Below are 12,913 nucleotides of genomic sequence, written 5' to 3'. Positions count from 1 at the left end.
AGATTACATGGTTTTATAAAGGTGTGTATTACACCTAAAAAATTTTCAGGAGCTAAGGATTCAGATGAAAAAGGTTTTGAGACCTGTGGCCCTAATGAGACATGGAGTTTTGGGGAGGAAGCATACGAAATTCTAAAAAATATTTGTTCTTACAAAAAAGCTACATCTTTTATATGATGCAACAGATGATATTGGTACATAAAAAGGATACACCTCCGATGAGACCGCTGTTTTACGACTTTCCGAATGATGAAACTGGCTGGGACATTGAAGATGAGTTTATGTTTGAGACAGATAAATTTATTTACCAAAAGGAGCACAATGAAAGGAGGTTAGGGCAGCAAAATTGTACAATGGTGGGTAATATATGGAGTATGAAGCACCACTGGATACAATACCATTGTTATTGCCTATTGAAGGTTGTAAGTTTGAAAGGGAACTTTTAATCAATGCTAAATTATGTTGTAAAAAAGTGGGGACGAACAAGTAGAACTTTCTACTTGTTGTCTATAAAAAATTATCTATAGGGAGGTATGATGCATGAAAAAGTTTATTGCGCTGCTATTATGTGTGTTGATGATGGTATCTATTGTGTTGCTAAGCGGTTGTGGGGAAAAGAAGTCTAGTACACCCTCTGACGACACAAAGTCAAATGAAAATACTAATGAAGGAAATATCGGTAAAGAACAAACAGGCAATTCTACTTCCAACCAAAATGTAGAAATACGTGCTGCTTGGTGGGGAGATACGAAACGACATGAGTTGTATAACCAAATTATTGATCGGTTTGAAGCAGCAAATCCTGGTATAAAAGTTGTAAGAGAGCCTGTTAGCTGGGTAGATTATTGGGATAAATTGACGGTACAGAGTGCCAGTGGTGAAGCTCCTGATTTTATGGGAATGCATCCTCAATTTGCTAGCGATTATGTGGGGAGGGGAGTGATTGAACCATTAGATAAGTATGTTAAAGATGGTGTTATCGATTTAAGCAATTTCTCAGAAGCGGCTATAAATAGTGGTAAAGTTAACGGTACTATTTATATGGTTTCAATGGGATTGACTGCAGCCTCGATGTTCGTTAATGCCACTTTCTTGAAGGATTTGGGCATACAAGTACCTAACTTCGATTGGACCTGGGATGATTTTAAGTCCTTAGGACTTGAAGTTAGAAAAGCCCTAGATGCTAAAGGTCAAAAAGACAGATGGTTTGCTGGTGATGGTTCTGGTGCGTATCAGTTCTTCCGTTATTGGGCACGTCAAAGGGGAGGAGATTTGTATACTGCAGAAGGTGATTTAGGTTATGACGAAGAAGATTTGGTGACGTGGTTTAAAATGTGGAATGAGTTAAGAGAAAGTGGCGTGGTGCCAGATGCTGCTACCACTACTGAATATGCAAAAGCTACTCTTGAGGATAGCTTGTTTGCAAAGAAGAAAATTGCAGCTACTAGTGTTCCCGCGAATCAATATAAGCTATATTGCAATGCTGTACCAGACTCTGAAATAATAATTGTTCGACATCCTGCAATGAAAGATGGGCAAATCGGAGAGTATATAGAAGGCGCACACTTTGCCATTTCCGCCAAAACTACCCCCGAAAAGAAGGTGGCTGCAGCAAAACTGCTCAATTTCTGGGTAAATTCGGAATCTTCGATGGAGATTTACAAATTGGATCAGGGTGTTCCAGCAAATACCAAGATGGCCGAATTCATAATACCGCTGTTAGATGATAAAGACAAGGTCATTGTAGAGTATGTTAATAAGGTTTCAAAGATTGCTAGACCCACTACTTTTCCGCCTGCTGGCGCTTCTGAAATTGATGCATTATTCCAGACTATTGCTGAAAGCGTGAGGTTTAACCAAAAAACGCCCGAAGCAGCTGCTGCTGAGTTAGTTGCTGAGGCTAAAAAAATACTTGCATCGAAAAAACAGTAAATTTAAAGAATTGTGGAGGTATCAGCAATAACTGATACCTCCACAGTAGAAATTTGTGAGACAAAGCTTGTGCTGTGAGGAGAAGGTAGATTATGAAAGGATATAGATTTAATAGGCCGTGGGAAGGATATGCGTTTCTAGCTCCTTGGATAACGGGTTTTCTGTGTTTTACTGTTATTCCCATGATATTGTCTTTGTATTTTTCGTTTACTTATTATGACATAATGACACCACCTAAGTGGATAGGTTTAAAAAATTATGTGGACATATTTCGCGATCCCCGTTTTTATAAAAGCTTGCGCGTGACAGCTACCTACGTAGTATTGGGAGTACCTTTTCAGTTAACATTTGCTCTTATTTTAGCAGTTGTTCTTAAAAAGGATATTCCTGGTGTTCGTGTTTACAGAGCAATATATTATTTGCCTTCGCTGTTTGGTGGCAGTGTTGCAGTCGCGATTTTGTGGCGTCAACTTTTTAATAAAGAAGGCGCGATAAATAAAATACTTGCACTTATAGGTATCGAAGGTATGAATTGGATTGCTACTCCCAGCACTGCTTTATATACTTTAATTTTATTGGCAATTTGGCAATTTGGTTCACCTATGGTTATATTTTTAGGAGGTTTAAAGCAAATATCCCAAGATTATTATGAAGCAGCAGAAATAGATGGTTGTGGGAAAATAAAGACATTTTTCTATATTACGTTACCTCTTCTTACCCCTATGGTATTCTTTAATGTAGTTATGACCATTATAAATGCTTTTCAGGCATTTACGCCTTCATATATAATTAGCGGAGGAACAGGAGCGCCAGTTGACTCAACTCTATTTTATACTCTATATCTATACATTAAAGGATTTCGTCACTTTTCTATGGGATATGCTTCGGCTTTAGCATGGATATTGTTAGTTATTATAGCAGGTATTACGGCTACTATGTTCTTAATAGGTAAATACTGGGTATATTATGATGAGTGATGGTAGTAAAGGATGTGGTATTGTGAAAAAGAGGCGAATAAGAAAAATAATGTTTCATCTCATAATTATATTGTGTGGTTTAATTATGCTTTATCCACTTTTGTGGATGCTGAGTTCTTCCTTTAAACCAGATGTAGAAATATTTCAAAGTGCTAGTTTTATCCCCAAAAAGTTTACTATAAATAATTACATCTATGGGTGGAAAGGTGTGTCAGGCGTAAGTTTTGGTAAATTTTTCCTAAATTCGCTCTTTATAGCGTCGATAAGTATTATTGCAAATATCATATCGTGTTCTATGGCTGCATATGCATTTGCCAAACTTGATTTTAAATTTAAAAATTTATTTTTTTCAATTATGATGATAACTCTTATGTTGCCGTTTCATGTTAGGTTAATCCCACAATATATTGTGTTTAATAAAATAGGTTGGGTTAATACTTATTTGCCATTAACTGTACCTAAGTTTTTCGCAGTAGAAGGATTTTTCATATTTATGCTTGTACAGTTTATGCGTACTATTTCAAATGAATTGTTAGAGGCTCCTAGGATTGATGGTTGTGGAACATTTTCCATATATATTAACTTTATTATGCCTTTATCGATGCCGGCTTTGGTTACCGTAGCTATTTTTACTTTCATTTGGACCTGGAATGACTTTTTCTCTCAAATGATATATATAAGTGCTCCAAAGAAGTTTACAGTTTCACTTGCGTTACGGATGTTTGTAGATGCGACGGGTACTAGTTCGTGGGGAGCCCTATTTGCTATGTCTTGTCTTTCCTTGTTACCTTTATTACTAATTTTTATATTTTTCCAGCGTTATTTAATAGAAGGTATAATGACAGGAAGTATAAAAGGGTAAAAATTAAAATTTAAATAAAAACAAAAAAGGAGGAAGAAAAACGATGAGTATGTCAAAAACCGAAAGAGAGGAATTATTAAAACTTTTTGAAGGATTACGAGTGGCAGATGTAAGAGATGGCATGGATTGGAACATGATGCATGGGTATGGCAGTATGTCATATGATATGCGACCTCTTTTCAGGACTAGAATAGTTGGCATAGCTAGGACAGTGCGTTATTTACCTTATGACGGACCTATTCCCAAGATGACGCCTGATGAGTATACAGAATGGGTAAAGTGGTACTATGACAATATTTGCATTTATCCATGGATGGAAGAAATCGAACCCGGTGACGTTATTGTCATCGATCAAAGCGGAGTAAATGCTGGACTTATGGGTTCGAACAACTCCTTATATGGATATATGAAGGGAGCAAGAGGATATGTAATAGAAGGTGGCGTAAGGGATACAGATGAATTGATTTTACAAAAGGTTCCTGTTTGGTCAAAATTTGTGTCTCAATCAATGGTGCAAGGAAGATTGCGTTATGATGCTAAGGATATTCCAGTATGTGTTGGTGGTGTTATTGTACATCCTGGTGATATCATCGTTGCTGATGGTGATGGTGTGATTGTTGTACCACGGGATAAAGCATATGATGTAGCAAAATACGCGAGGCAAGAATTAAATAATGACAAGATAGGTAGGAGAAAACTTTATGAGGCTTTAGGATGGGAACTCGATGATACTGTTAAGTGATGAATATTTTGAGGCAACGCGCCATTTTGACGCGTTGCCTCAATCCTCCTAGAAAATTTGAGAGAAAGGAATGCTGTGCTGTGATTGAAGGTCTATATCACATAGGAGTTTATACCAAGAATATCGAACGTTCAATGGAATTCTATATTGAAATACTTGGGTTTGATAAGGAATGGCAAGGGATTGTTAACCACCCCACAATGGGGAAAATACCAGTTGCTGTGGTAAAAAAGGGTAATTGCATTATCGAGTTGGTTCAACCATCGGATGCCAAATTGGTATCTCAACAGGCTGGCCCTGTACAGCACGTAGCTTTGAGAGTATCAGATATAGATAAGGTTGTAAAATTGCTTAAATCTAAGGGTGTAAATTTTACTCCTGATTATATAGAGGAAATACCTACTTTTTGGAATGGCATAAGACACACTTTTATATATGGTCCCAGTGGAGAGCGTATAGAACTTGTTGAAGAATTGTAGAGGTGAGATTATGGGATACGTAAATTTAAAAGAAATGCTCTTGGATGCTAAAAAAAATGGATATGCTGTAGGTGCTTTTAACATAGTTGATTATGCAACAATGGCAGCTGTTATCAAGGCTGCTGAAAACAAAAAATCCCCTGTTATTATACAAACATCAGCAAAGACAGTATCGTTATATGGATATAAATCCATAGTTGCTTGGGTTAAAGCTTTAGCTGTCGATTCAGCCGTGCCAGTTGCTTTACATCTTGATCACTGCAAAGATTTAGACATGATTAAAAATTGTATTGAAGCCGGTTGGAGTTCTGTTATGATCGATGCTTCTTCTTTGCCATTAGAAGAAAATATTGAGCTGACAAAAAAAGTAGTAGCCATGGCTAAGCCTAAGAATGTGACTGTTGAAGGCGAGCTTGGAGTTATAGCAGGAGTGGAAGATGATATATTTGTAAAGGATTCCCAAAGTTATTTAGCGGATCCTGATACATGCGAAAAATATGTAAATGCTACTGGGGTGGATGTCCTGGCTCCTGCTATAGGTACGGCGCATGGTTTGTATCGTAGGCAGCCAAATGTAAACTTTAATCTTTTAAGCGAAATTGCGCGGCGGGTCGATGTTCCTTTGGCAATTCATGGGGGTACTGGGCTTTCGGAAGAGATACTCAAAAAATGTATAGCTAATGGCGGAAGTAAAATAAATGTTTCAACAGAACTCAAGTACATTTTTCGTAATTCCATTGAAGAATATTATAAAGCTAATCCTGATGATTATGAACCTGTTAAGATGATTAAATATTTAGAACAAAACATAACTAAGCGAATTGAGGATTTTATAGACATATTTGGCAGCACAAATAGGGTGCTTTAAATATAAGGAGTGAATGTTATGAATGACAAGTTAGCAGGTGTATTTATACCTGTTGTTACACCTTTTACCGATCAAAAAGTGGACCTTGGGAAATTAGCGTTTAACATACAGAAAGCGAACCAGACGCCTGTCAGAGGTTACATGCCTCTAGGCAGTAATGGAGAATTTGCACATATGAGCGATGAAGAACAGCTATTGGTTTATAAAACCGTAAAAGAAAATGCAGCAAAAGACAAGGTGCTTATAGCAGGGATAGCACGGCAGTCAGCATATTCAACTATTGAATTTGGCAAGCGTATAGAAGACATTGGAGCAGACTTTGTCTCGATATTGACACCAAATTATTTTGCTTCATTTATGAATGATACGGCACTTATAAAATATTATACAGTAATAGCTGATGCTTTATCTATCCCGGTGCTTATGTACAATTGCCCCAAATTTGCTTCAGGCGTTACTATATCTCCTGAAGTAGTGAAGATATTATCAAGCCATCCCAATATTATGGGAATGAAGGATACCTCGACCGGTAATATATCCAAGTATCTTGCGGTAAAGGATGAAAATTTCGATGTATTGGCAGGCAGTATAACTAATTTTTTGGAAGGCTTGAAAGCAGGCGCTTCTGGTGGCGTATTGTCGATGGCCAATTATCTGCCTGAAGCGTGTTGTTTATTGTATGAAATGTTTAAACAGGGAAATATAGCCGAGGCGGAAAGGTTAAGTGATGAGTTGATCAGGTTAAGCAAGAATGCGACTGATAAATATGGCGTGGCGGGAGTAAAAGCAAGCTGTGATATTTTCGGTTACAAAGGTGGAGAGGTCAGAAATCCGCTTATAGACTGTAATGAGCAACAAAGAAAAGAAATAGAAAAGGCCTTTATTGAAGCCGGTTATTTAAAATTGAACGATTGATAAATTTATTTACAGGAAGAGATGGGATATGAAAAAGGTATTGTTGCCAGAAAAAATTATTGATGAAGCGCTACAGTTATTAAAAAGCAAAGTGGAAGTTGTCATATTAGATGATATCACCGAGCAGACCATAATTAATGAAGTTCATGATGCATTTGCGATAATTTTAAGAAGTAGAGCAAAAATTACGCGAAGGATTATTGAGGCAGCACCTAAGTTAAAGATTATTTCAAGAACGGGTGCAGGGTACGACAACATAGATGTGGAGGCTGCCACGCAATACGGTGTAATGGTATGTAATTTGCCGGGGATAAATAGTGTGCCAGTAGCTGAACACACTATAGCACTTATGTTGGCATTAGTGAAGCAGATACCCAAAATGGATAGTTATGTCCGTAATAAACAATGGCATAAAAGAAATGAGCTTATTGCTGAGGAAGTGGTAGGTAAAAATGTTGGAATAATAGGTTTGGGTAAAATTGGACGGGAAGTTTTAGTTCGGTGTAAAGCTCTAGGGATGAATATCTTGGGTTATGACCCATATATTGACAAACAACAATTTAATAGCAATGATATCCAATTTTGCAATAGCCTGGACGAAATATTTTCCAAAGCTGATATTATAACATTACATGTCCCTAATATAACTGAGACACGCGGAATGGTGACAAAACAATTAATAGATCTAATGAAACCTACTGCCTATATTATCAATACAAGTAGAGGGGAAGTAATTGATCAAGATGCATTGGTTAAAGCATTAAAAGAACGAAGGATAGCTGGAGCAGCGTTGGATGTTTTTCATAAGGAACCTCTAGAACCAGACAATCCATTGTTGGAACTTGATAATGTAATACTAACGCCTCATGTTGCAGCCTTGACCAAGGAATCGGGCGTGAAAATGGCCGTAGAAGCAGTTAAACAAGTTATTGACTATTTAGAAGGAAGAATGCCGAAATACATTGTGAACAGGAGGGAGCTTAACCTTGAGTAATTTGATGGGCACTCAAAATAAGCTTAAGGCTTTAATTTTTGACTGCGATGGGGTGATAGCAGAGACCGAAAGGGATGGCCATAGAGTGGCGTTTAACAGGGCCTTTAAAGAAGCTGGGCTTGATGTTGAGTGGAATATAGAGGAATACGGGGAGCTTGTCAAAATTGCGGGTGGTAAAGAGAGGATGAAGGCATATTTTCAAAGACATCCTGATATTTACCCGCCAGAACGTTTTAATGATGAATTTATAAATAAGTTACATAAGCGAAAAACTGAAATATTTATGGATATGAGCGCCAAAGGGGAGCTACCTATAAGGCCCGGAATTAGGCGAATAATTGATGAGGCCCATGAAAGAGGTATTATTTTGGCGGTTTGCTCTACTTCTAATGAAAAAAGTGTGGTATCGCTTTTACAGGCTGTCTTGGGTTCACAACGTTTGAACTGGTTTAATGGTATTTTTGCTGGTGATATTGTAAAAGCTAAAAAACCAGCTCCTGATATCTATAATCTGGTGAAAGAAAGATTTAACCTAAAGGGTTCAGAATGTTTTGTTGTAGAGGATAGCAGGAATGGTTTGCTGGCTGCGAAGGCAGCGGGGATGCATTGTCTAATAACAATAAGCTTTTATTCGCAACACGAGGATTTTTCAGAAGCCGATTTAGTTGTCTCGTCACTTGGTGAACCCGATTTGCCAGTAAAGGTTATAAAGGGGCATCCAAATATAGATGTTTCGTCAACAAAATATATCAATATAGATACTTTGGAAAAAATGTTGTAAAAAGGGGGTATTTTGTTAAAATGAAATACGTGGTTAATGTTCAATCAAAACAACCTGATATTGACCCGCGGTCTCTTAGGGCTAGAGTGAAGGATCGCGATAAGGCGGTCTTAAGAGATACTTATTTTCTTATAGATCCTGAGGAATCCCCATCTCGAAGGCTTAAAATGGGTTATACCATTATTTATCCTACCGGGACGACTACAGGTCATTCCCATAATGAAGAGGAAGTCTATTATGTCATTTCTGGTGAGGGAGTAATGGTTGTAGGGGAAGATGAGTTTCCTATAAAAGCCGGCGATGCGTTGTATGTGCCTCCACGAGAATTTCATACTACCTATCAGAAAGGAAATATGCCTTTGGTTGTTTTATGGGTAACAGGAAAACTGGATCCGGAGGAATGCGAAAAATGATACACGAAAAAATGTTGATAGGTGGTAAATGGGTTGAATCAAAAAAGGGAGATGTTATTGAGGTTATTAACCCAGCTACTGAAGAGATATTTGCTGATGTACCACTTGCCGATAAGTCTGATGTAGAGGATGCCGTAAATGCGGCGGATTCTGCATTTTTGTCTTGGAGCCGCTTGTCGCCTTTTGAAAGAGGAAAATATTTGCGAAAGGCCAGTGAACTGGTTCTAAAGCGTTCTAAAGATATAGCTAGAGTTCTTACCATGGAGCAGGGCAAACCACTTGCTGAAGCAGAAGGGGAGGTAATAAAAAGTGCTAATATTCTCCGCTACTACGCTGAAGAAGGAGAGAGGATATATGGCCGCATCATTGCTAATGAGGAACCTGACTTTGAAAGCATGGTTATATATCAGCCTATTGGTGTAGCAGCGGCTATATCTCCGTGGAACTATCCTGTCGAGCTTTTGGCCTGGAAGGTGGGAGCGGCATTGGCTGCTGGTTGTACGCTTGTAGCCAAGCTTCCATCTGAAACTCCTCTTTCTCCTTTAGCGTTTATTAAATGCCTTGTTGATGTTGGGCTTCCTGAGGGTGTTCTTAATGCTGTTACAGGACCTGGTTCTGTGATTGGTTCCGTATTAATCAGCAGTCCTATTGTTAAAAAAATTGCCTTTACCGGTTCTACAGAAGTTGGTCGAGAGGTTTTAAAAGGTAGTGCTGATACCCTTAAAAAGGTTTCTTTGGAATTAGGTGGTAGCTTGCCGATGATTGTGTGTAAAGATTGTAATCTAGATGCTGCTGTTTCGGGGGCAGTTAGGCGTTCCTTCCGCAATATGGGACAGATCTGCATAGCCATTAATAGAATATATGTGGAGCGTGAGATATACGAGGAGTTTATAGAAAGGTTTGCGCAAGCTACTAAAAAGCTTGTAATAGGAAATGGTTTAACTGATAAATGTGATTTGGGGCCAATGTGTACTCTGGCAGGAGTAAAAAAGACTATAACCCATATACAGGATGCTATTGAAAAAGGGGCAAAGATTGTATGTGGAGGCAAAAGGCCAGAAGGTTCCAAATTCGAAAAAGGATATTTCTTCGAGCCTACGATATTGCGTGATGTGAATCACAGCATGCTAGTTATGCAGGAAGAGACTTTTGGTCCCTTAGTGGGTGTTATGCCTTTTGATACGCTGGACGAAGCCGTAGAATTGGCCAACGATACACGATATGGGTTGGCAGCAATAGTGTTTACTCAAGATATCAGTACTGCAAGGCGTCTGTGCCGAGATATTGAGGCTGGTAATGTAGCGGTGAATAATGTGGATGCTGGAGTAATAAATGCGCCCTACGGAGGTTGGAAAGACAGCGGATTTGGTTTTGAGCATGGTCCTGAAGGATTATACGAATATCTGCATATAAAACATATAAGGATACGATATTTATAATTGCGTATGTAGGGAAGTGAATTTTTGTATGAAGCGAAAAAAGTATGTTTTAGGGGTAGATTTGGGGACATCCAGCTGTAAAAGTATATTGATTGATGAAACAGGGCAGATAATAGCCGATTCTTCTGTTGGTTACCCCGTTTATATGCCTCATGCAAACTGGGTAGAACAGGATCCTGCAGATTGGGAGCAAGCGGTTACATTAAGCATACGGCAAGTATTAAATAAGAGTAATATAGATACTGAGCAACTGGTTGGTATGGGTCTCTCTGGGCAAATGCACGGACTTGTTGCTTTGGATATACAGGGGAAGGTCCTAAGACCGGCGATATTATGGAACGACCAGAGGTCCGCTGAACAGTGCCAACGTATAGTTGAGATGGTGGGCGGGAAAGAGAACCTACTTAAGATGATAAACAATGACATGTTGCCAGGTTATACAGCGAGTAAAATTCTTTGGCTGGCTGAAAATGAGCCTTATATATTTGATAAAGCCTGCATGTTTCTCAATCCAAAAGACTATATAAGATATAAGCTAACCGGCAATTTTGCAACAGACGTTTCGGATGCATCAGGTACTGGCTTATTTGATGTGAGAAGGCGATGTTGGAACGAGAAATTATTATCCATTCTAGGAATTCAAAAAGAATTTTTACCCAAATGTTTTGAATCGACTGAAATTACAGGTTATATCACCAATGCTGCTAGTGAATGTACCGGCCTTCCTAAAGGATTACCTGTCGTAGCCGGTGGGGGGGATGCTGTAATACAAACTACTGGTACTGGCTTAGTACAGGAAGGAGTATTGGGTATTATTATTGGTACTGCCGGAATTGTTGCGATGGGACTGAATAGTTACAAATTTAATAGGCGGGGTGCCTTGCAGATATTTTGTAATAATTATCCAGGCACATGGCATGCAATGGGGGTTACGCTTAGTGCAGGCGCCTCTCTTGAATGGCTTAAGAACGTGCTGTATGAGCAAAATTTTAGTAGTAATGTATATAAAGATATGGATAAATTGGCAGCTGATTCCCCTGCTGGTAGCAATGGCCTTATATTTTTACCGTATTTGTTTGGAGAACGCTGTCCATATGCAGACCCTTCAGCCCGAGGCACGTTTATTGGCCTAACATATAAACACCAGAAATCAGATATAATTAGGGCTGTGCTTGAGGGAGTGGTGTTCAGCTTAAAACAGGTTGCCGAGTTAATAACTGAGTGCAGCAATGTTCCAATTTCGGAAGTTCGGACTTCTGGTGGAGGTTCAAAAAGTGAGCTGTGGAGGCAGATTCAGGCAGATGTATTTCAGTTACCGGTTGTAACCGTAAGCGGTGGAGAACACGGAGGAGCTTTTGGAGCAGCTTTAATTGCAGGAATAGGATGTGGTATATGGCCGGATGTGTTTGAAGCCGTGAAGATATTAAAAATAGAGACAGAAACCTTGCCTGATAAAAAGAATAAAGAGCTGTATGATTCATTATTTGAGGTTTATAAAAACTTGTATTTAATTAATAAACCAGCTTTCAATAGGTTGGCTAATCTATTTGGTTAATATTTGGTATTAAACAAAGAGGGCATTAATATTGGTAAAATTTTTTAAATTAAAGGGAGGTATCATAAAATGGAGTACTTTTCAACACAGGAAATTGGTAGAATATTTATACTAAGGCTAGACCAAGGTGACATGGTGCTTGAGAGCATAAATGAGCTGATCGTCAAGGAAGGGATTAAAGATGCCGTAGTGGTATCCGGCATAGGGACGCTGGATAGGTGCACACTACATATGGTGATGACAACCAGTTATCCACCGGTTGAGCGTTTTGAACGCTGGGAGGACAAACCTTTGGAGCTTGCCTCAATAGACGGCATAATAGCGGATGGAAAGCCACATTTGCATGCCGTGGTATCTGACCATGAAAAGGCATATGCGGGTCATCTTGAGAGCGGCTGCAGGGTTTTGTATTTGGCAGAAATAGTGATAATGGAGGTTAAATCTCTGGACCTTATTAGGATACCTAATGATAAGAACATTTTAAGGCTTATAAGCCGCAAATAACAGGTATGAATGATTATTAGGCAAATTCTATAGACGATGACTATAAGATGGGGATGTAGGTAATTTTATCATTAAACTAGGATAGGAAGTTTTTCGTAAGTTTTCCTCGATAAAGGTGAGGAAGGATGTAAGAGAGACTTTCAGAGGAAATATATAGCACAAAAAGAGGATGATTTACCACCCTCTTTTTGTGCTATAAGATTACTTTTGTGATTATAAAGGCTTCTTGAACAACATCGGACACACCGGTGCTGTTTTTGGTGATGGCAAATGCCGTACGTATAGCATATTTTGCGTATTCGTTATAAAGCTGTTCAAAGGCTTGTTTGTCACCTTCTTTAACCCTGGCAAGGGACAAAAAAAGGGTATTGACAAAGGTAAGATGATTTGGTAGTATATAATTCGCCGCTCTGGGGAGGGCGGTGGGGGAATGGTCCTTGAAAACTGAACAG

The 12,913-nt window shown here is 38.7% G+C and carries 15 protein-coding genes; 14 read left to right on the top strand and 1 reads right to left on the bottom strand.

What is annotated here, in order from left to right:
• Positions 1-101: 101 nt before the first annotated feature.
• The 14 genes from JOD02_RS11935 to JOD02_RS10235 all read left to right on the top strand — a co-directional run bounded on the left by JOD02_RS11935 (position 102) and on the right by JOD02_RS10235 (position 12,461).
• Positions 102-446, top strand: coding sequence for a TIM-barrel domain-containing protein (locus JOD02_RS11935; protein ID WP_204489301.1), 345 nt, complete (start codon positions 102-104; stop codon positions 444-446).
• Between the two features lie 94 nt (positions 447-540).
• Positions 541-1,932 (top strand): ABC transporter substrate-binding protein, encoded by a 1,392-nt coding sequence (locus JOD02_RS10295; protein WP_204489300.1) that lies wholly within the window; start codon positions 541-543, stop codon positions 1,930-1,932.
• A 92-nt stretch (positions 1,933-2,024) separates the two neighbouring features.
• Positions 2,025-2,909 carry a carbohydrate ABC transporter permease gene (locus JOD02_RS10290; RefSeq protein WP_204489298.1) on the top strand — a complete coding sequence of 295 codons (885 nt, stop codon included), beginning with the start codon at positions 2,025-2,027 and terminating at the stop codon, positions 2,907-2,909.
• Positions 2,910-2,958: 49 nt separating this feature from the next.
• Positions 2,959-3,771, top strand: a complete 813-nt coding sequence (locus JOD02_RS10285; protein ID WP_394355762.1) for a carbohydrate ABC transporter permease — start codon at positions 2,959-2,961, stop codon at positions 3,769-3,771.
• A gap of 49 nt (positions 3,772-3,820) precedes the next feature.
• A complete protein-coding gene (locus JOD02_RS10280; protein ID WP_204489357.1) occupies positions 3,821-4,513 on the top strand; it encodes an RraA family protein in 693 nt (230 codons plus the stop codon).
• A complete protein-coding gene (locus JOD02_RS10275; protein ID WP_243426509.1) occupies positions 4,513-4,992 on the top strand; it encodes a VOC family protein in 480 nt (159 codons plus the stop codon). The genes JOD02_RS10280 and JOD02_RS10275 overlap by 1 nt, the downstream gene beginning before the upstream one ends.
• Before the next feature lie 10 nt (positions 4,993-5,002).
• Entirely contained in the window at positions 5,003-5,860 is an 858-nt protein-coding gene (locus JOD02_RS10270) for a class II fructose-bisphosphate aldolase (RefSeq protein WP_204489296.1), read from the top strand.
• Between the two features lie 18 nt (positions 5,861-5,878).
• A complete protein-coding gene (locus JOD02_RS10265; protein WP_204489295.1) occupies positions 5,879-6,775 on the top strand; it encodes a dihydrodipicolinate synthase family protein in 897 nt (298 codons plus the stop codon).
• Between the two features lie 28 nt (positions 6,776-6,803).
• A complete protein-coding gene (locus JOD02_RS10260; protein WP_204489294.1) occupies positions 6,804-7,769 on the top strand; it encodes a hydroxyacid dehydrogenase in 966 nt (321 codons plus the stop codon).
• Positions 7,762-8,550 (top strand): HAD-IA family hydrolase, encoded by a 789-nt coding sequence (locus JOD02_RS10255; protein ID WP_204489293.1) that lies wholly within the window; start codon positions 7,762-7,764, stop codon positions 8,548-8,550. The genes JOD02_RS10260 and JOD02_RS10255 overlap by 8 nt, the downstream gene beginning before the upstream one ends.
• A gap of 20 nt (positions 8,551-8,570) precedes the next feature.
• The gene (locus tag JOD02_RS10250) at positions 8,571-8,963 is read left to right on the top strand and encodes a dimethylsulfonioproprionate lyase family protein (RefSeq protein WP_204489292.1); all 393 of its coding nucleotides are present in this window, start codon (positions 8,571-8,573) and stop codon (positions 8,961-8,963) included.
• A complete protein-coding gene (locus JOD02_RS10245) occupies positions 8,960-10,402 on the top strand; it encodes an NAD-dependent succinate-semialdehyde dehydrogenase (protein ID WP_204489291.1) in 1,443 nt (480 codons plus the stop codon). Before JOD02_RS10250 ends, JOD02_RS10245 begins: the two co-directional genes overlap by 4 nt.
• Positions 10,403-10,430: 28 nt before the next feature.
• Positions 10,431-11,957, top strand: a complete 1,527-nt coding sequence (xylB, locus tag JOD02_RS10240) for a xylulokinase (protein WP_204489290.1) — start codon at positions 10,431-10,433, stop codon at positions 11,955-11,957.
• Between the two features lie 69 nt (positions 11,958-12,026).
• Positions 12,027-12,461, top strand: coding sequence for a PPC domain-containing DNA-binding protein (locus JOD02_RS10235; protein ID WP_204489289.1), 435 nt, complete (start codon positions 12,027-12,029; stop codon positions 12,459-12,461).
• A 193-nt stretch (positions 12,462-12,654) separates the two neighbouring features.
• Here the strand turns inward: JOD02_RS10235 and JOD02_RS10230 are convergent.
• Positions 12,655-12,913, bottom strand: a 259-nt coding sequence (locus tag JOD02_RS10230; protein WP_394355761.1) for an RNA polymerase sigma factor, incomplete at its 5' end; no start/stop codon positions are given.

The sequence above is a fragment of the Caldicoprobacter guelmensis genome, from assembly GCF_016908415.1.
GTDB classification, from domain to species: domain Bacteria; phylum Bacillota; class Clostridia; order Caldicoprobacterales; family Caldicoprobacteraceae; genus Caldicoprobacter; species Caldicoprobacter guelmensis.
The sequence above is the reverse complement of the archived record's forward strand: the minus strand, read 5'-3'. Positions and strand labels throughout refer to the sequence as shown.

Bases quoted from the DNA above. Each gene is read 5' to 3' on its own strand.
- JOD02_RS11935 (WP_204489301.1), top strand. From the start codon at position 102: ATGGAGTTTTGGGGAGGAAGCATACGAAATTCTAAAAAATATTTGTTC.
- JOD02_RS10295 (WP_204489300.1), top strand. From the start codon at position 541: ATGAAAAAGTTTATTGCGCTGCTATTATGTGTGTTGATGATGGTATCT.
- JOD02_RS10290 (WP_204489298.1), top strand. From the start codon at position 2,025: ATGAAAGGATATAGATTTAATAGGCCGTGGGAAGGATATGCGTTTCTA.
- JOD02_RS10285 (WP_394355762.1), top strand. From the start codon at position 2,959: ATGTTTCATCTCATAATTATATTGTGTGGTTTAATTATGCTTTATCCA.
- JOD02_RS10280 (WP_204489357.1), top strand. From the start codon at position 3,821: ATGTCAAAAACCGAAAGAGAGGAATTATTAAAACTTTTTGAAGGATTA.
- JOD02_RS10275 (WP_243426509.1), top strand. From the start codon at position 4,513: ATGAATATTTTGAGGCAACGCGCCATTTTGACGCGTTGCCTCAATCCT.
- JOD02_RS10270 (WP_204489296.1), top strand. From the start codon at position 5,003: ATGGGATACGTAAATTTAAAAGAAATGCTCTTGGATGCTAAAAAAAAT.
- JOD02_RS10265 (WP_204489295.1), top strand. From the start codon at position 5,879: ATGAATGACAAGTTAGCAGGTGTATTTATACCTGTTGTTACACCTTTT.
- JOD02_RS10260 (WP_204489294.1), top strand. From the start codon at position 6,804: ATGAAAAAGGTATTGTTGCCAGAAAAAATTATTGATGAAGCGCTACAG.
- JOD02_RS10250 (WP_204489292.1), top strand. From the start codon at position 8,571: ATGAAATACGTGGTTAATGTTCAATCAAAACAACCTGATATTGACCCG.
- JOD02_RS10245 (WP_204489291.1), top strand. From the start codon at position 8,960: ATGATACACGAAAAAATGTTGATAGGTGGTAAATGGGTTGAATCAAAA.
- xylB (WP_204489290.1), top strand. From the start codon at position 10,431: ATGAAGCGAAAAAAGTATGTTTTAGGGGTAGATTTGGGGACATCCAGC.
- JOD02_RS10235 (WP_204489289.1), top strand. From the start codon at position 12,027: ATGGAGTACTTTTCAACACAGGAAATTGGTAGAATATTTATACTAAGG.